We start from the raw sequence: 15,832 nt of genomic DNA, 5'->3' as shown, positions 1-15,832 counted from the left end.
TCTGGAGGGCGGTCAGCGCTGGTGGGGGAAAAGCCGCTCGATGGGACAGTGCGTCTTGATGAACGGCGTCTTGATGACGATGTAGCTGAAGTACTTGGAGATGCCGAGGTTGCGTTCGAGCAGGTCCTCGATCACCTCCTGGTAGTGGTTCACGCCGCGCGTCAGAAAGCGCAGCAGGTAGTCGTAGCCGCCGCTCACCAGGTGGCATTCGAGCACCTCGTCCACCTCGCGGATCGCGGCCTCGAAGCGCGTGAAGTCCTCGCGGCGGTGGTCAGTGAGCGTGACCTCAGTGAACACGGTGAGCGTGTCGCCCAGCTTTTCCAGTCGCAGGTGCGCGCCGTAGCCGGCGATGTAGCCCGCCTGCTCCAGGCGCTTGACGCGGATCAGGCAGGGGCTGGGCGACAGGCCCACCGCGTCCGCCAGGTCCACGTTGGTCATGCGCCCGTTCTTCTGCAGCTGCGCGAGGATGCGCAGGTCCAGGCGGTCGATCTTGAAGGCTTCGTTCATCATGGCGGCATCGGGACGTGAAGGAGGCTTCGATTCTGCGGCGGCGCGCGGTCGCTGTGTTGGCGTTGCTGGGGCGTTGCCGCCGGTTTCAGCCCTTGAGCGCGGCGCGCACGTCGGGCGCGTCCAGCACGTCGTCCAGCGTCTTTCGCAGGCGCTTGAACATTTCGGCGAACTCGTCCTCGGTGTAGGTGAGCGCGGGCGCAAAGCCCAGGATGTTGTCGCCGAAGGCGCGGAACACGATGCCGTTGCGGTATGCCGTGGCCGCGATGCGCTCGGACAGGCCTAGCGCCGGATCGAACCCGCGCCGGGTCGCCTTGTCGCTCACCAGCTCCAGCGCGCCCAGCAGGCCGCGGTGGCGCGAGTCGCCCACCAGCGGGTGCGCCAGCAAGGCATCCAGCCCGGCCGCGAAAGGCGCGGCGCCGCGCTGGCCGTTGGCGAGAATGCCGCCTTCCTCGTACAGCCGCAGCACTTCCAGCGCCACCGCCGCGCTCACCGGGTGGGCGGAGTAGGTGGCGCCGTGGCCGATGGGCGCGCCCTCGGGTGCGCCGTCGGCGATGCCGGCGTACAGCGCATCCGACATCACCGTCGCCCCCATGGGCACGTAGCCGGCCGTCAGGCCCTTGGCCAGCGTGAGGATGTCGGGGGACACGCCTTCGGCCTCGCAGGCGAACAGCGGGCCGGTGCGGCCGAAGCCGGTGATGACCTCGTCCACCACCATCAGGATGCCCAGCTCGCGCGTGGCCTCCCGCATGGCCTTGAGCCAGCCCTGAGGCGGCACGATCACCCCGCCCGAGCCCTGGATGGGCTCGCAGAAGAAGGCCGCCACGTTGTCCGCGCCCAGCTCGGCCACCTTGGCCCGCAGCGCCGCCACCGAGGCCGCGATGATGGCCGGGCCGTCCGACGGGTTCGCGGCGCGGTAGGGGTTGGGCGAGGGAATGTAGTGCTGCGTCGGCAGCGGCAGGTCGAACCCGCGGTGGAAGGCGGGCAGGGCGGTGAGCCCGGCGCCCGTGGACGACGAGCCGTGGTAGCCGCGCTCCAGCGCGATGAAGTGCTTCTTGGCCGGCTGGCCGATGGCATTGTGGTACTGCACGATGAAGCGCACGGCGGCGTCCACCGCTTCGGAGCCGCCCAGCGTGAAGTACACGTGGTTCAGCGATTTCGGCGTGATCTGCACCAGCTTTTCGGCCAGAAGAATGGCCGGCTCGCTGCTGAAGTGGAAGTAGCCCGTGGCGTAGGGCAGGCGGCGCATCTGCTCGGCGGCGGCCTGCACCACGCTCTCCTGGCCGTAGCCCACGTTCACGCACCACAGGCCGGCGAAGGCGTCCAGCAGCTCGTTGCCCTTGGCATCGGTAAGCCATGCCCCCCGGCCCGAGGACAGCACGGTCGGGCCGCGGCGCTCGTGCGCTCGCCAGGGCGAGACGGGGTGGATCAAATGCGCCCGGTCGATGGCATCGAGCGAGGCGAGCTGGGGCAGGTCGGTGAGTTGGGTCATGGCGGGGTCCGGTCGCGGGCCAGGGGTTCGGTGGCGGTGGTGAGGCGTCTGTCGATGGCCCCAAGGTTAGGCCAGGGGCCACTGCGCGTGGTGCTGCTTTGGCGGGGTTTGGCGCAGCACGCTGCGGTTGTTGGCGCGGTGGCAGCAGATCGTGCGGTGCCCCCGGGGCGCTGGCTGCCGGCCGCCATGCGTCAGTAGCCGCGCGAGCGGTCCACCAGCCCCACCATGGGCTCGCCGGCCTCGAACCGGCGCAGGTTGTCGACCACCACGTTGGCGGCGCTCAGGGGCTGGGTCATGCTCGCGATGTGCGGGGTGAGCTGCACGCGCGGGTGCCGCCAGAAGGCGTGCGACGGCGGCAGGGGCTCGGGGTCGGTCACGTCGAGCACCGCCTCGCCGATCTGCCCCACGGCCAGCGCGGCCAGCAGGTCGGTGTCGATCAATTGCGGCCCGCGCCCCACGTGCACCAGCCCGGCACCGGCCGGCAGTTGCGCGAACAGGTCCTTGTTCAGAAAGCCCCGTGTGGCATCGGTCAGCGGCAGCAGGCACACCAGGATGTCGGTGCGCGCCAGGAAGGCCGGCAGTTCGTGCCGGTCCGAGTAGCAGTGCACGCCGGCGAACTGGTGGCGCGAGCGGCTCCAGCCCGCGCAGTCGAAGCCCAGGCCCCGCAATTGGGCCAGCACCGCCTGCCCCAGCGAGCCCAGGCCCAGCACGCCCACCCGGCGTTCCCTGGCCGGGCGCACCGGCAGCACGCGCCATTCGCCTTGCTGCTGCTGACGGCGGTACTGGGGCATGTCGCGGTGCAGGCCCAGCACGGCGTGCGTCACGTACTCCACCATGCCCTGCACGATGCCCGGCTCCACCATGCGCACCACGGGCAACTCGGGCGGCAGCGCGGCGAAGTCGAACTGGTCCACGCCCGCGCCCGATGAAAACAGCACCTGCAGCTGCGGAAAGCGCGTGGCCAGATCCTGCGGCGGTTCCCAGGCCGCGAGAAAGCGCACCTGGGCCGGGTCGCCGATGTCGGGCCAGATGCGAAAGTCGATCTCGGGCGCGCGGTCGCGGAACACGCCGGCCCACTGGCGACCGCGCACGGGGTCGGATTTGTAGAGGAAGGTGGTGGAGGTCACGGCAAGGCCCCGGCAGGGTGGGTTGTCAAAGGGGTGGGCTCAGCCCAGCGCCTGGGTGGCCAGGGCGAACAGCCGCGGGGCGCCGTGCGGGGCGTCCGATGCCGAGGGCAGGGTGCCGCCGCGCACCATGGTGGTGGGCGCGTCCACGCGCAGCAGGCCGATGCTCTCCAGCCACTCGGCCAGGCCGCTGTCGAAATCGATGTCGATGCGCGTGAAGTGGCCGGCGTTCATGCCGGCCAGGTGGGCGATCAGCGCCTTGGCGCTTTCCGCATCCGGTGCCACCACGGGGCCGATGGCGTGCCCGCGGCCGAAGCGCCGCAGCAGCGCGAAGCCGCGCTGCTCGCCGTCGTGGTCCAGCACCACGCAGGCATCGCTGCGGGCCAGCAGGTCGTCGATGAGGGCATCGCGCGGCATGCCGCGCGCCTGGGCGTCGAGCCGGTGCAGCGCGGCCGCCTCGTTCAGGCCGGAGGGGCGCAGGCGCCAGCCGGGGGGCAGGGCGATCAGCGGCGTGGGCCGGGCCACGCCCTGGTGCTGGCGCACCTCGCCCGTGCGCACGAAGCCCAGGCGCTCGTACAGGCCGCGCCCCTCGGCGGTGGCATGCAGCAGCACCGTGTGGCCGTCCAGCCCGTCGAGCAGCGTGGTCATCAGGCGGTGGCCGATGCGCCGGCCCTGGCAGGCCGGGGTGACGAGCACCAGCCCGATGGTGGCGTGCCGGTCGCCCCATTTCCAGCGCTGGGCGGTGGCGATGGTCTGCCCGTCGCGCTCGGCCACGAGGCCCTCGGAATGCGCGAACACCTGCTCCCAGTCGGCCAGCCGGTGCGGCCAGCGCAGTTCGGCCGACAGCGCCTGCGCCTGCGGCAGGTCGTCGGGCGTCATGGGGCGCAGCAGCACGCCGTCCTCGGCGGTGGCAGGGGTGGCGGGCAGGGCGGTGGAGAGCATGGGCGGCGTCCTCGTTGCGAAGGGATTGGGCGTCTATCTTGGACGACATCGGCAGGCCGCACCACTCCGAATTCGGGTTTGCCCGCAACTTGCAAGCTTCGTCTGCCGGGCGCGTGCGTTTTGCAATTCGCTGCGGTGACGCGGGGCGTTACGGGCACAAATGCTGGACCTTCCTGCCTAGCATCGAAGCACCTTTTTCCAACTGCGCGCAGCCCCTTGCGCGCCCCCGTTCCATGCTGCTTTTCGATCCCCGGTCCATCGCCGTTCCCGCCGGCCATTTCATCGGCGGGCGCCTCGTGCCCGATGCCGGCCGCATCGCCGTGCTGCGCCCCTCCGACGGCCAATGGCATGCCGACCTGCCTCTGGCCGATGCCGCCACCGTGGACGCTGCGGTGCAGGATGCGTGGCAGGCTTGGCGCACCACCGACTGGGCGCGCCGCGCCCCGCGGGAGCGCGCCCGCGTGCTGCGCCGCTGGGCCGACATGATCGAGGCCGACGGCCCGCAGCTGGCGCCGCTGGAGGCCGTTTGCTCCACGCGCCCGGCGCGCGATGCCGCTGCGTGGGACGTGCCCTTCACCGCCGAAGGACTGCGCTTTTTCGCCGAGTACGCCGACAAGCTCGGCGGCGAGGTGGCCGCCACGCGGCACGACCACCTGGGCATGGTGGTGGCCGAGCCCTACGGCGTGGTGGGCGCCATCACGCCGTGGAATTTCCCGCTGGTGATGATGTCGTGGAAGGTGGGCGCCGCATTGGCCGCAGGCAACGCGGTGGTGCTCAAGCCTTCCGAGATGACGCCGTTTTCCGCCGTGCGGCTGGCCCAGCTGGCGGTGGAGGCGGGCGTGCCGCCCGGGCTCTTCAACGTGGTGCAGGGCGATGGCCGCACCACCGGCGATGCGCTCACGCGGCACCCCCGGATCGCCAAGATGACCTTCACCGGATCGACGCGCACGGGCGCCGCCATCATGGCCACCTGTGCGCTGCAGGGCCCCAAGCCCGTCACGCTGGAGCTGGGCGGAAAGAGCCCGCAGCTCGTCTTCGACGACGCGCCCGATGTCGACCGGCTGGCCGGCCTCATCGCCGGTGCCATCACCGGCAACGCGGGCCAGGTGTGCGTGGCGGGGTCGCGGCTCATCGTGCAGCGCGGCATCGCGCCGGAACTGGTGGAGCGCATCGGCGCGCGGTTCGCCGCGCTGCGGCCCGGCGCCACCTGGGACGACACCGCCACGCTGCCGCCCATCATCTCGGCGCCGCAGGCCGCGCGCATCCTGGACATCGTGGAGCGCGCGCGCGACGCGGGCGCGCAGCTGCGCTGCGGCGGGGGGCTGTTCGACGACGTGGCCGGCGGCGTGGCGGCCGGTGCGGCGGGCGGAGCGTACTTCCAGCCCACGCTGCTCGAAGGCGTGGCGGCAGACAGCCCCGCCGTGCAGGAAGAGATCTTCGGCCCCGTGCTCACGGTGCAGACCTTCGACACCGAGGAAGAAGGCCTGGCCCTGGCCGCGCACGCGCACTACGGCCTGGCAGCTGGCGTGCACACCGCCGACATCGGCCGCGCGCTGCGCGCCATGCGCGGCATCAGCGCGGGCACCGTCTGGATCAACCGCTACGGGCGCAGCGCGGACTTCGTCATCCCCACCGGCGGCTACCACCAGTCGGGCATCGGCAAGGACCTGGGCCGCCAGGCCGTGGAGGCCAACCTGCGCTTCAAAAGCGTGCTCATCGACTTTGCTGCGGCGCACTAACGGTGCACGGTTGCACGCCGGCGGTGCAGACCGCACGGCATGCCGCAAGGCCCCCGGCAAACCGCAGCTTTCGCGCGCCGCACCCCTGCATTTCCCTATGACACCCGCGAAACCGCGTGCTTCAATCACTTCGTAATGACACTGTCGCAAATGCCAAATCAGGCGCTGCGAACCGCCCCGGTCGGTGACCGGCCCAACCCGAGGATTCCGAGACCATGACCTTCCGTCCCAAGTACGTGACCTTCGACTGCTACGGCACGCTCACCCGCTTTCGCATGGGCGAGATGACGCGTGAACTCTTCGCCGACCGCATTCCGGCCGAGCGCATGGAGCAGTTCATCGCCGACTTCAGCGCCTACCGCTTCGACGAAGTGCTGGGCGACTGGAAGCCCTACGAAGTGGTGCTCAAGAACGCCGTGCGCCGCCTGTGCAAGCAGTGGAAGATCCAGTACCTGGACGCCGACGGCCAGAAGTTCTACGACGCCGTGCCCACCTGGGACCCGCATGCCGACGTGCCCGCGGGCCTGGCCAAGGTCGCCAAGGAGATCCCGCTGGTGATCCTGTCCAACGCCTCCGACGACCAGATCCAGAAGAACGTCGCCATGCTCGGCGCGCCGTTCCACCGCGTGTACACCGCGCAGCAGGCCCAGGCCTACAAGCCGCGCCTCAAAGCGTTCGAATACATGCTCGACTCGCTGGGCTGCGGCCCGCAGGACGTGCTGCACGTGTCCTCCAGCCTGCGCTACGACCTGATGTCGGCCGACGACATCGGCATCAAGAACAAGGTGTTCGTGAACCGCGGCCACGGCCCGGGCAACCCGGCCTACCACTACGTGCAGATCGAAGACATCGGCGGCCTGCCGGGCGTCGTCGGCCTCTGAGCGGTTTTTCCTTCCTTCCCACAGCCCGCACGCCCCTTGCCATGAAGCTCGAGTCCTACTGGAACGATTCGGTCCCGCCGCTGGCGCTGGCGCCGCACGATCTGCCGAGGCAGGTCGATGTCGCCATCGTCGGTGCGGGCTTCACCGGCCTGTCGGCCGCGCTGGCCCTGGCCCGGCGCGGCGCGAGCGTGGCGGTGCTGGAGGCGGGCGCCAGCGTGGCGCCCGAGGCATCGGGCCGCAACGGCGGCCACGTCAACAACGGCCTGGCGGTGGACTATGCCGAGGTGGCCGCCAAGGTCGGCGTGGCGCAGGCCCGGGCCTGGTACCACGCCTACGACGCCGCGGTGGACACCGTGGCCCGCATCGTGCGCGACGAGGCCATCGACTGCGATTTCCTGCGCCACGGCAAGCTCAAGCTCGCCACCCGACCCCACCACCTGGAGGCGCTGCGGCGCAGTGCCGAGCGGCTCATCGCCGACGGGGTGGATACCGACGTGGAGATCCTCGACGCCGCCCGGGTGCGCGCCGAGGTGCAGAGCGACCGCTTCGAAGGCGGGCTGCTGTACCGGCGCAGCGCGCAGATGCACATGGGGCGGTTCGCCCAGGGGCTGGCCCTGGCCGCCCAGCGCCAGGGCGCGCAGATCCACACCGGCACCTGCGTGGACCGCATCGAGCGCGTGCAGGGCCAGGTGCACCGGCTGCACACCGCGCGCGGCGCGGTGCAGGCCAGCCAGGTGCTGCTGGCCACCGGCGCCTCGCGCCACGGCGGCTACGGCACGTTCGGCTGGCTGCGCCGGCGCATCGTGCCCATCGGCAGCTTCATCGTGGTGACCGAGCCGCTGGGCGCGGCGCGCGCGCAGGCCCTGCTGGCCGAGCGGCGCACCTACGTCACCATCGCCAACATCCACCACTACTTCCGCCTCACGGCCGATCACCGGCTGGTGTTCGGCGGCCGGGCGCGCTTTGCCATTTCCAGCCCGCAGCAGGACGCCGCCAGCGGCGAGATCCTGCGCGCCGGCCTGGCGCAGACCTTTCCGCAACTGGGCCGCGTGCGCATCGACCACTGCTGGGGCGGCCTGGTGGACATGACGCAGGACCGCCTGCCGCACGCCGGCGAGCGCGACGGCCTGTTCTATTCCATGGGCTACAGCGGCCACGGCACGCAGATGTCGGTGCACATGGGCGAGCGCATGGCCGCCGTGATGGCCGGCGATGCTGAGGCCAATCCCTGGCGCGGCCGCGGCTGGCCCGCCGTGCCCGGCCACTTCGGCCCGCCGTGGTTCCTGCCGGCGGTGGGGCTGTACTACCGCCTGAAGGACCGGCTGGCCTGACGTCCCTGCGGGCGCCCGCCACCTTCCCTTGATTCGCACCATTCCAAGATCCCCGTTCACCCCCCCACTGCCACCCGTCACAGGAGCATCACCATGAGCGACAGCCGCACCCCGTTCGACACCCTCGTCGGTCCCCAAGAAAGCCTTCGCGTGATGGACTCGCTGCGGCGGGGCGCCACGCGCCGCGACGTGCTCGCCATGCTGGTGGCGGGCGGCATGCAGGCCACGCTGGCCGGTGGCCTGGCGGGCATGGCGGTCACCGCGCATGCGCAGACGCCCCGCCGCGGCGGCCGCATCCGCGTGGCCGGCGCCACGGCCGCGGCCACCGACACGCTGGACCCGGCCAAGCAGTCCAACCAGACCGACTATTCGCGCGGCACCATGCTCTACAACGGCCTGTTCGTGCTGGACGGCTCGCTCACGCCGCAGCCCGCGCTGGCCGAATCGTCCGCCACGCAGGACGCCAAGACCTGGGTGTTCACCCTGCGCAAGGGCGTCACCTTCCATGACGGCAAGGCCCTGTCGCCGGCCGACGTGGTGTTCTCCATCCTGCGCCACAAGGACCCGGCCACGGCCTCCAAGGCCAAGGTGCTGGCCGACCAGATCGAGACCGTCAAGGCTTCGGGCCCGAACGAGGTGACCATCGAGCTGAGCGCGCCCAACGCCGACCTGCCGGTCATCCTGGGCACCTTCCACTTCCACATCGTCAAGGAAGGCACCACCGACTTCAACGCCGGCATCGGCACCGGCCCCTACAAGCTCAAGGAGTTCAAGCCCGGCGTGCGGTCGCTGATGGTGCGCAACGAGGCCTACTGGAAGCCCGGCAAGCCCTACCTGGACGAGATCGAGTTCGTGGGCATCGGCGACGAGAGCGCCCGCGTGAACGCGCTGCTGTCGGGCGGCATGGACCTGGTGGCCTCGGTCAACCCGCGCGCCGTGGCGCGGGTCAAGGGCACGCCCGGCTACGCCATCTTCACCACGCAGTCGGGCCAGTACTCCGACCTCATCCTGCGCAAGGACATGGGCCCGGGCGCCAACCCCGACTTCATCCTGGCGATGAAGTACCTGTTCGACCGCGAGCAGATGAAAAAGAGCATCGCGCTCGACTACGCCGTCATCGCCAACGACCAGCCCATCGACCCGACCAACCGGTTCTACTTCAAGGACCTGCCGCAGCGCACGTTCGATCTGGACAAGGCCAAGTTCCACCTGCAGAAGTCGGGCGTGACGGGCAAGGTGCCGGTGGTCACCTCGCCGGCCGCCATGTACTCGACCGAGACCGCGCTGCTGCTGCAGCAATCGGGCCAGCGCATCGGCCTGGACCTGGACATCAAGCGCATGCCGGCCGACGGCTACTGGTCCAACCACTGGCTCAACAGCCCGGTGGGCTTTGGCAACGTGAACCCGCGCCCCAGCGCCGACACCATCCTGACGCAGTTCTTCAAGTCCGATGCGGCCTGGAACGAATCGCGCTGGAAGAGCCCGCAGTTCGACCAGCTGCTGCTGGCCTCGCGCGCCGAGACCGATCTGGCCAAACGCCGCCAGATGTACGCCGACATGCAGACCATGATCCACCAGGAGGCGGGCATCGGCATTCCGCTGTTCCTGGCCAGCATCGACGGACATTCCACCAAGCTCAAGGGCTTGTCCCCGATTCCGCTGGGCGGCCTGATGGGCTACTCTTTCGCCGAGCACGTCTGGCTCGAAGCCTGACGCCCCGCACGCACCGAGCACTGGAAGCCGCCGCGCCATGAACCGTGTGATTCTCAAGCTCCTGGTCCAGCGGATCCTGCTGGCGCTGCTGTCCCTGCTGGCGGTCTCGGTGATCGTTTTCTCGATCACCGCCGTGCTGCCGGGCGATGCCGCGCAGGAGCAGCTGGGCCAGGACGCCACGGTCGAGGCCCTCGCCGCGCTGCGCGCCCAGATGGGGCTGGACGTGCCGGCCCCGCTGCGCTACCTGCGCTGGCTGGGCGGCATCGTGCGCGGCGACCTGGGCCAGTCGGTCACCACGCAGATGCCGGTGGGCGAGCTGGTGGCCAGCCGCCTGCCCAATTCGCTGCTGCTGGCGGCCGTGACCGCGCTGTTCTCGGTGCCCATCGCGCTCACCCTGGGCATCGCCTCGGCCGTGTGGCGCGGCTCGTGGTTTGACCGCCTGGCCTCGTCGGCGGCGGTGGCCGTGGTGTCCGTGCCCGAGTTCCTGGTGGCCACGCTGGCGGTGCTGGTGTTCGCCGTCAAGCTCAAATGGCTGCCCGCGCTGTCCTACGTGAGCGACATCGAATCGGTGGGGCAGATGCTGCGGGCCTTCGCCATGCCCGTGCTCAGCCTGTGCTGCGTGATCGTCGCGCAGATGATGCGCATGAGCCGCGCCGCCGTCATCGACCAGCTGGAGGCGCCCTACATCGAGATGGTGCGCCTGAAGGGCGCCTCGCCCCTGCGCATGGTCATGGCCCACGCGCTGCCCAATGCCATCGGGCCGATCGCCAACGCGGTGGCGCTGTCGCTGTCGTACCTGCTGGGCGGCGTCATCATCATCGAAACCATCTTCAACTACCCCGGCATCGCCAAGCTCATGGTCGATGGCGTGACCCAGCGCGACATGCCGCTGGTGCAGACCTGCGCCATGATCTTCTGCGCGGGCTACCTGATCCTGGTGACGGCGGCCGACGTGTGCGGCATCCTCGCCAACCCGCGCCTGCGCCACCGCTGACCACACCGAAGGGCCGACCCATGGATTCCCTGACCCACCCTTCCGGCCCGCCCGCCACGCCGCGCCACGCGGTGCGCCGCTGGCTCTCGGGCTTCGGCATCTCCGGCCTGATCGGCCTGGCGGTGCTGCTGTGCTGGATGCTGGCCGCCCTGGCCGGTCCCATGCTGCTGCCGGGCCCGCTGCAGGCGGGCGGCGGCTCCGACGTGTTCGCGCCCATCAGCGCCCAACACTGGCTGGGCACCGACTACCTGGGCCGCGACATGCTGGCGCGCGTGATTGACGGTGCGCGCTACACCGTGGGCGTGGCCCTGCTGGCCACCCTGCTGGCCAGCGGCACGGGCACGGCCCTGGCGCTGTTCGCCGCCGCCATGGGCGGCAAGGTGGACACCATTCTGAGCCGCGTGCTGGACACCCTCACCGCCATTCCCAGCAAGATGTTCGCGCTGATCCTGGTGGCCGGCTTCGGCTCGTCCGTCGCCATGCTGGTGGCCACGGCGGCGGTCATCTACATCCCGGGCGCCTACCGCATCGCGCGGTCGCTGGCCGTCAACATCAATGCGCTCGACTACGTCACCGTGGCGCGCACCCGGGGCGAGGGCACGCTCTACATCATGCTGCGCGAGATCCTGCCCAACATCGTGGGCCCCATGCTGGCCGACCTGGGGCTGCGCTTCGTCTACGTGGTGCTGCTGCTCGCCGGCCTGAGCTTCCTGGGCCTGGGCATCCAGCCGCCCGCGGCCGACTGGGGGTCGCTGGTGCGCGAGAACATCGGCGCGCTGCCCGACGCCGGCGCCTCGGTCATCGCGCCGGCGCTGGCCATCGCCAGCCTGACCATCGCGGTCAATCTCGTCATCGACAACCTGCCGGGCCGCGCGGCCCGCGAACGCGGAGGGCGTTGAACATGGGGGCATCCGTTGTCGTCCAAGACCTGAGCATCACCGCGGGCGACCAGACGCTGGTCGATGCGCTGAGCTTCACCATCGCGCCCGGCGAGGTGCTGGCGCTCATCGGCGAATCCGGTTCCGGCAAGACCACCACGGCGCTCGCGCTGATGGGCTATGCACGGCACGGCTGCACCATCTCCGGCGGCAGCGTGCGCATCGGCGACGTCGACGTGCTGCACCTGGCGCCCGCCGCCCAGCGCGCGCTGCGCGGGCGCACCGTGGCCTACATCGCGCAGAGCGCCGCCGCGTCGTTCAACCCGTCGCGCACCATCATGGACCAGGTGGTCGAGCCCACCCGCATCCACGGCACCCTGAAGCGCGCCGAGGCCGAGGCCAAGGCGGTGCAGCTGTTCCGCGAACTCGCGCTGCCCGATCCGGACACCATCGGCGACCGCTATCCCCACCAGGTCTCGGGCGGGCAACTGCAGCGGCTGATGGCCGCCATGGCGCTCATCACCGACCCTGACCTCGTCATCCTCGACGAGCCCACCACCGCGCTGGACGTGACCACGCAGATCGAAGTGCTGCTCGCCTTTCGCCGCGTGGTGCGCGAACGCCGCGCCACCGCCGTCTACGTGAGCCACGATCTTGCCGTGGTGGCGCAGATGGCCGACCACATCCTCGTGCTGCGCAACGGCCAGATGCAGGAGGTGGACACCACCGCGCACATCCTCGCCGCCCCGGCCCACCAGTACACCCGGTGCCTGCTGGCCGCCGCGCGCCCCACGCCGCGCGTGGCCGAGCACTGCCGGGGCGAGGGCGAGCTGCTGCTGGATGTGCGCGATCTGTCCGCCGGCTACGGCCCGGTGGATGCCACCGGCCGCCCCGCCTCGCTCATCTTGGAAGACATCAACATCAAGCTCTACCGCGGCCAGGCCATCGGCGTCATCGGCGAATCGGGCTCGGGCAAGACCACGCTGGCGCGCGCCATCGCCGGGCTCATCCAGCCCTGGCACGGCACCATGCTGTTCGGCAACTCGGAGCTCAAGACCACCCTGGGCTCCCGCACCAAGGAAGAGCTGCGCCGCATCCAGATCGTGTTCCAGATGGCCGACACGGCGCTCAACCCATCGCACACCATCGAGCGCATCCTGGCCCGGCCGCTGCAGTTCTACAAAGGACTCAAGGGCGAGGCGCTGCAGCGGCGCATCCGCGAGCTGCTCGACCTGGTCAAGCTGCCGCACAGCGTGGCGGATCGCCTGCCCGGCGGCCTGTCGGGCGGGCAGAAGCAGCGGGTCAACCTGGCCCGCGCGCTCGCGGCCGACCCCGACCTGATCCTGTGCGACGAAGTGACCTCCGCGCTCGACACAGTGGTGGGCGCCGCCGTGCTCGACCTGATGGCCGAGCTGAGGCGCGAGCTGGGCGTGTCGTACCTCTTCATCAGCCACGACCTGCACACCGTGCGCTCCGTGTGCGACGAAATCGTCGTCATGCAGCACGGCCGCAAACTCGCGCAGGTGGCGCGCGCCGACTACGACCGCGGGCCGCACCACCCGTATTACGAACTGCTGGCGCGCTCGGTGCCCGAGCTGCGCCAGGGCTGGCTGGAGGAAAGGGCCGGCGCACCGGCCGTGCTGGCCGCCGCGGCCTGACAAACAGGCGATCCCTACCGGAGACACCCCATGCACCCCATCTTCCGCATCGCCGTGATTCCCGGCGACGGCATCGGCAAGGAAGTCATGCCCGAAGGCCTGCGGGCCATCCAGACCGCGGCCGAGCGCTTCGGCTTTTCGGGGGCGTGAAGGAGTCGGGCTACGGGCGCGAGGGATCGACGCACGGGCTGGAGGATTACCTGCACACGAAGTACGTGTGCCAGGGGGGGCTGGGGTGAGCCCGGCACCGCCGCAACCCAACCCGCCCACCCCCCCAAAAAAACCACAGGACGACGCCCCGATGGACTGAGCCGATTTCCCCCACCGGCACGGCGCGACATGGGCGCCGGGCCGGTTTGCCTGCCGACGTAAAACCACACACACAAGGAGACAAACCATGGTTCCCAACGCTTTCCCGGCACGCCCCCGCGCGCGCACCGCCCCTCGCCGCCGCGGGCTGCTGCTCTCGGCCGCGATCGCCCTGTGCGGGCTGGCCGCGCCGCTCGCCGCCGTCCACGCGGCCGACGCCTATCCGACCAAGCCCGTCACGCTGCTGGTGCCCTACCCGGCCGGCGGCGCCAACGATGCCGTGGCGCGGCTCGTGGGGCAGAAGCTGGGCGATGCGCTCAAGCAGCCCATGGTGATCGACAACCGCCCCGGGGCCGGCACGACCATCGGCACCACGGTGGCCGCCAAAGCCGCACCGGACGGCTACACGCTGGTGCTGGGCTCGCTGGCCAGCCACGCGGTGAGCCCGCACCTGTATGCCAAGCCCGGCTACGACGCCGTGGCCGACTTCACGCCCATCGGGCTGATCGGCGTGGTGCCGATGGTGCTGGTGGTGGCGCAGGATTCGCCGTACACCAGCGTGCGCGCGCTGGTGGAGGCCGCGCGCAAGCAGCCGGGGGCACTCAACTACGGCTCGTCGGGCAACGGCTCGCCGCTGCACCTGGCGGCGGAACTCTTCAAGCAGGCCGCGCAGGTGCAGATCAACCACGTGCCCTACAAGGGCGGCAACGCCCACACCATGGACCTGATGGGCGGGCGGCTGGACATGATCCTGGACACGCTCACCAGCGCCTCGCCGCTCATCAAGGGCGGCAAGGTGCGGGCGCTCGCCGTGGCCGCGCCCACGCGCCTGCCCGAGCTGCCGGACGTGCCCACCTTCGCCGAGTCGGGCTACCCCGGCTTCGAGGTCAACGCCTGGTATGCCCTGTACGCCCCCGCCAAAACCAGCAAGGACGTGGTGGCCACCCTGAACACCGCGCTGAACGCCGTGCTGCGCCAGCCCGAGGTGCTGGAACGCATGGCCGCGCTGGGCGTGCGCCCCCAGCCGGGCACGCCGCAGGCCCTGGCCCGCTTCACGCAGGACGAGCTGGGCCGCTACGGCAAGGTGATCCAGGCCAACGGCATCCGCATCGACTGACACGGCACGCACGGGGCGGGCGTGGCCCGGCCCGCCCTGCATTGCGCCTGTCCAGCTCGCCGACCCCCATTTACCCATTTGCCCCACCGCACGCACGCGCCATGAACGTTTCCACGACGCCCGATCCGGCCCCATCCTCCCTGGCACCTTCCCCCGCCCCGTTCGATGTCCTCGTCACCGCCGCGCACTGGCCTGAGGCCGCGCAGGACCTGGTGCGCCGCAGCGGCGGCCGCGTGCATTGCATGGCCGAGCCCATCACCGAGGACACGCTGTCCGAACGGCTGGCCGCCACCGGCGCGCAGGCCATCGTGCTGCGCGGCTCCAAGCCCATCACCGAGCGCGTGATGGCCGCCGCGCCCGCGCTGCGCATCGTGGCCAAGAACGGCGCCGGGGTGGACAGCGTGGACCGGGCAGCGGCACAGCGGCGCCAGGTGGCGGTGGCCGTGGCCCTGGGCGCCAATGCCGATGCGGTGGCCGAGCACGCGATGGCGCTGATGCTCGCGCTCACGCGCCAATTGCCCGAGCTGGACCGGCGCGTGCGCGCGGGCGGCTGGGCCGACAGCCAGTGGCAGGGCCGGGATTTCCGGGGCAGCACGGTGGGCATCGTGGGCTACGGCAGCATCGGCCGCGCCACCGCGCGGCTGGCCGCCGCGCTGGGCGCGCGGGTGCTGGTGCTGCGCCCGGCAGGCCAGGCCGACGGCTTTGCGACCGAGCCGGACCTGCATGCCTTCCTGGCGCGCGTGGACATCCTGAGCCTGCACTGCCCCTTGACCGACCGCACGCGCGGCCTGATCGGTGCGCGCGAGCTGGACTGCCTGCGGCCCGGCAGCATTCTCGTCAACACCGCGCGCGGCCCGGTGGTGGAGGAAGCGGCCCTGCTGTCGGCGCTGCGCAGCGGCCACCTCGCCGGCGCGGGGCTGGACACCTTCGACACCGAGCCCCTGCCTGCGGACCACCCGCTCCACGCCCTGCCCCAGGTGCTGCTGACGCCCCACGTCGCCGGCGTGACGCGCGATGCCGCGCTGCGCGTGGCCACCGCCACGGCGCGCAACATCGTGGACCACCTGCAGGGCCGGCCGCTGCCGCCCGGCCACCTGCTGGCCGGGGTCTGAGCCCGGCCGGCTACCCTTCGTTCTTCTTCCCCTTC

General features: G+C 71.0%; 13 protein-coding genes and 1 pseudogene. 10 read left to right on the top strand and 4 right to left on the bottom strand.

What is annotated here, in order from left to right:
- Positions 1–12: 12 nt before the first annotated feature.
- From R1Z03_RS23635 to R1Z03_RS23620, 4 genes are all read right to left on the bottom strand, one after another.
- Entirely contained in the window at positions 13–507 is a 495-nt protein-coding gene (locus tag R1Z03_RS23635) for an Lrp/AsnC family transcriptional regulator (protein WP_272553201.1), read from the bottom strand.
- A gap of 88 nt (positions 508–595) precedes the next feature.
- On the bottom strand, positions 596–1,999 hold the full coding sequence (locus R1Z03_RS23630) for an aspartate aminotransferase family protein (RefSeq protein WP_317355840.1): 1,404 nt from the start codon (positions 1,997–1,999) through the stop codon (positions 596–598).
- 191 nt (positions 2,000–2,190) lie between these two features.
- Entirely contained in the window at positions 2,191–3,126 is a 936-nt protein-coding gene (locus R1Z03_RS23625; RefSeq protein WP_317355837.1) for a glyoxylate/hydroxypyruvate reductase A, read from the bottom strand.
- 39 nt (positions 3,127–3,165) lie between these two features.
- Complete coding sequence (locus tag R1Z03_RS23620; protein ID WP_284411889.1) at positions 3,166–4,065, bottom strand: GNAT family N-acetyltransferase; 900 nt, start codon at positions 4,063–4,065, stop codon at positions 3,166–3,168.
- Positions 4,066–4,298: 233 nt separating this feature from the next.
- Here R1Z03_RS23620 and R1Z03_RS23615 point away from each other — a divergent pair, with 233 nt between their 5' ends.
- The 10 genes and pseudogenes from R1Z03_RS23615 (at position 4,299) to R1Z03_RS23575 (ending at position 15,797) form a co-directional block, all read left to right on the top strand.
- Positions 4,299–5,804, top strand: coding sequence for an aldehyde dehydrogenase family protein (locus tag R1Z03_RS23615; RefSeq protein ID WP_317355834.1), 1,506 nt, complete (start codon positions 4,299–4,301; stop codon positions 5,802–5,804).
- Positions 5,805–6,019: 215 nt separating this feature from the next.
- Positions 6,020–6,685: a haloacid dehalogenase type II gene (locus R1Z03_RS23610; protein WP_272568388.1), complete on the top strand. Its 666-nt coding sequence runs from the start codon at positions 6,020–6,022 to the stop codon at positions 6,683–6,685.
- Positions 6,686–6,726: 41 nt separating this feature from the next.
- On the top strand, positions 6,727–8,016 hold the full coding sequence (locus R1Z03_RS23605) for an FAD-binding oxidoreductase (protein WP_284431441.1): 1,290 nt from the start codon (positions 6,727–6,729) through the stop codon (positions 8,014–8,016).
- 93 nt (positions 8,017–8,109) lie between these two features.
- Positions 8,110–9,729 carry an ABC transporter substrate-binding protein gene (locus tag R1Z03_RS23600; RefSeq protein WP_317355831.1) on the top strand — a complete coding sequence of 540 codons (1,620 nt, stop codon included), beginning with the start codon at positions 8,110–8,112 and terminating at the stop codon, positions 9,727–9,729.
- Positions 9,730–9,766: 37 nt separating this feature from the next.
- A complete protein-coding gene (locus R1Z03_RS23595; protein ID WP_272568392.1) occupies positions 9,767–10,723 on the top strand; it encodes an ABC transporter permease in 957 nt (318 codons plus the stop codon).
- A gap of 20 nt (positions 10,724–10,743) precedes the next feature.
- Complete coding sequence (locus R1Z03_RS23590; protein WP_317355827.1) at positions 10,744–11,622, top strand: ABC transporter permease; 879 nt, start codon at positions 10,744–10,746, stop codon at positions 11,620–11,622.
- 2 nt (positions 11,623–11,624) lie between these two features.
- Positions 11,625–13,259, top strand: coding sequence for an ABC transporter ATP-binding protein (locus R1Z03_RS23585; protein ID WP_317355824.1), 1,635 nt, complete (start codon positions 11,625–11,627; stop codon positions 13,257–13,259).
- A 137-nt stretch (positions 13,260–13,396) separates the two neighbouring features.
- Positions 13,397–13,498, top strand: a pseudogene (locus R1Z03_RS24995) (aldehyde dehydrogenase family protein); the annotation flags it as partial.
- 158 nt (positions 13,499–13,656) lie between these two features.
- Positions 13,657–14,685: a tripartite tricarboxylate transporter substrate binding protein gene (locus R1Z03_RS23580; protein WP_317355821.1), complete on the top strand. Its 1,029-nt coding sequence runs from the start codon at positions 13,657–13,659 to the stop codon at positions 14,683–14,685.
- A gap of 101 nt (positions 14,686–14,786) precedes the next feature.
- Positions 14,787–15,797 carry an NAD(P)-dependent oxidoreductase gene (locus R1Z03_RS23575; RefSeq protein ID WP_317355819.1) on the top strand — a complete coding sequence of 337 codons (1,011 nt, stop codon included), beginning with the start codon at positions 14,787–14,789 and terminating at the stop codon, positions 15,795–15,797.
- Positions 15,798–15,832 lie beyond the last annotated feature (35 nt).

The organism is Acidovorax sp. BLS4, assembly GCF_032929295.1.
GTDB lineage: Bacteria > Pseudomonadota > Gammaproteobacteria > Burkholderiales > Burkholderiaceae_C > Paracidovorax.
The sequence above is the reverse complement of the archived record's forward strand: the minus strand, read 5'-3'. Positions and strand labels throughout refer to the sequence as shown.

Coding starts and splice junctions, on each gene's coding strand:
- R1Z03_RS23635 (WP_272553201.1), bottom strand. CDS start 507: ATGAACGAAGCCTTCAAGATCGACCGCCTGGACCTGCGCATCCTCGCG.
- R1Z03_RS23630 (WP_317355840.1), bottom strand. CDS start 1,999: ATGACCCAACTCACCGACCTGCCCCAGCTCGCCTCGCTCGATGCCATC.
- R1Z03_RS23620 (WP_284411889.1), bottom strand. CDS start 4,065: ATGCTCTCCACCGCCCTGCCCGCCACCCCTGCCACCGCCGAGGACGGC.
- R1Z03_RS23615 (WP_317355834.1), top strand. CDS start 4,299: ATGCTGCTTTTCGATCCCCGGTCCATCGCCGTTCCCGCCGGCCATTTC.
- R1Z03_RS23610 (WP_272568388.1), top strand. CDS start 6,020: ATGACCTTCCGTCCCAAGTACGTGACCTTCGACTGCTACGGCACGCTC.
- R1Z03_RS23605 (WP_284431441.1), top strand. CDS start 6,727: ATGAAGCTCGAGTCCTACTGGAACGATTCGGTCCCGCCGCTGGCGCTG.
- R1Z03_RS23600 (WP_317355831.1), top strand. CDS start 8,110: ATGAGCGACAGCCGCACCCCGTTCGACACCCTCGTCGGTCCCCAAGAA.
- R1Z03_RS23595 (WP_272568392.1), top strand. CDS start 9,767: ATGAACCGTGTGATTCTCAAGCTCCTGGTCCAGCGGATCCTGCTGGCG.
- R1Z03_RS23590 (WP_317355827.1), top strand. CDS start 10,744: ATGGATTCCCTGACCCACCCTTCCGGCCCGCCCGCCACGCCGCGCCAC.
- R1Z03_RS23585 (WP_317355824.1), top strand. CDS start 11,625: ATGGGGGCATCCGTTGTCGTCCAAGACCTGAGCATCACCGCGGGCGAC.
- R1Z03_RS23580 (WP_317355821.1), top strand. CDS start 13,657: ATGGTTCCCAACGCTTTCCCGGCACGCCCCCGCGCGCGCACCGCCCCT.
- R1Z03_RS23575 (WP_317355819.1), top strand. CDS start 14,787: ATGAACGTTTCCACGACGCCCGATCCGGCCCCATCCTCCCTGGCACCT.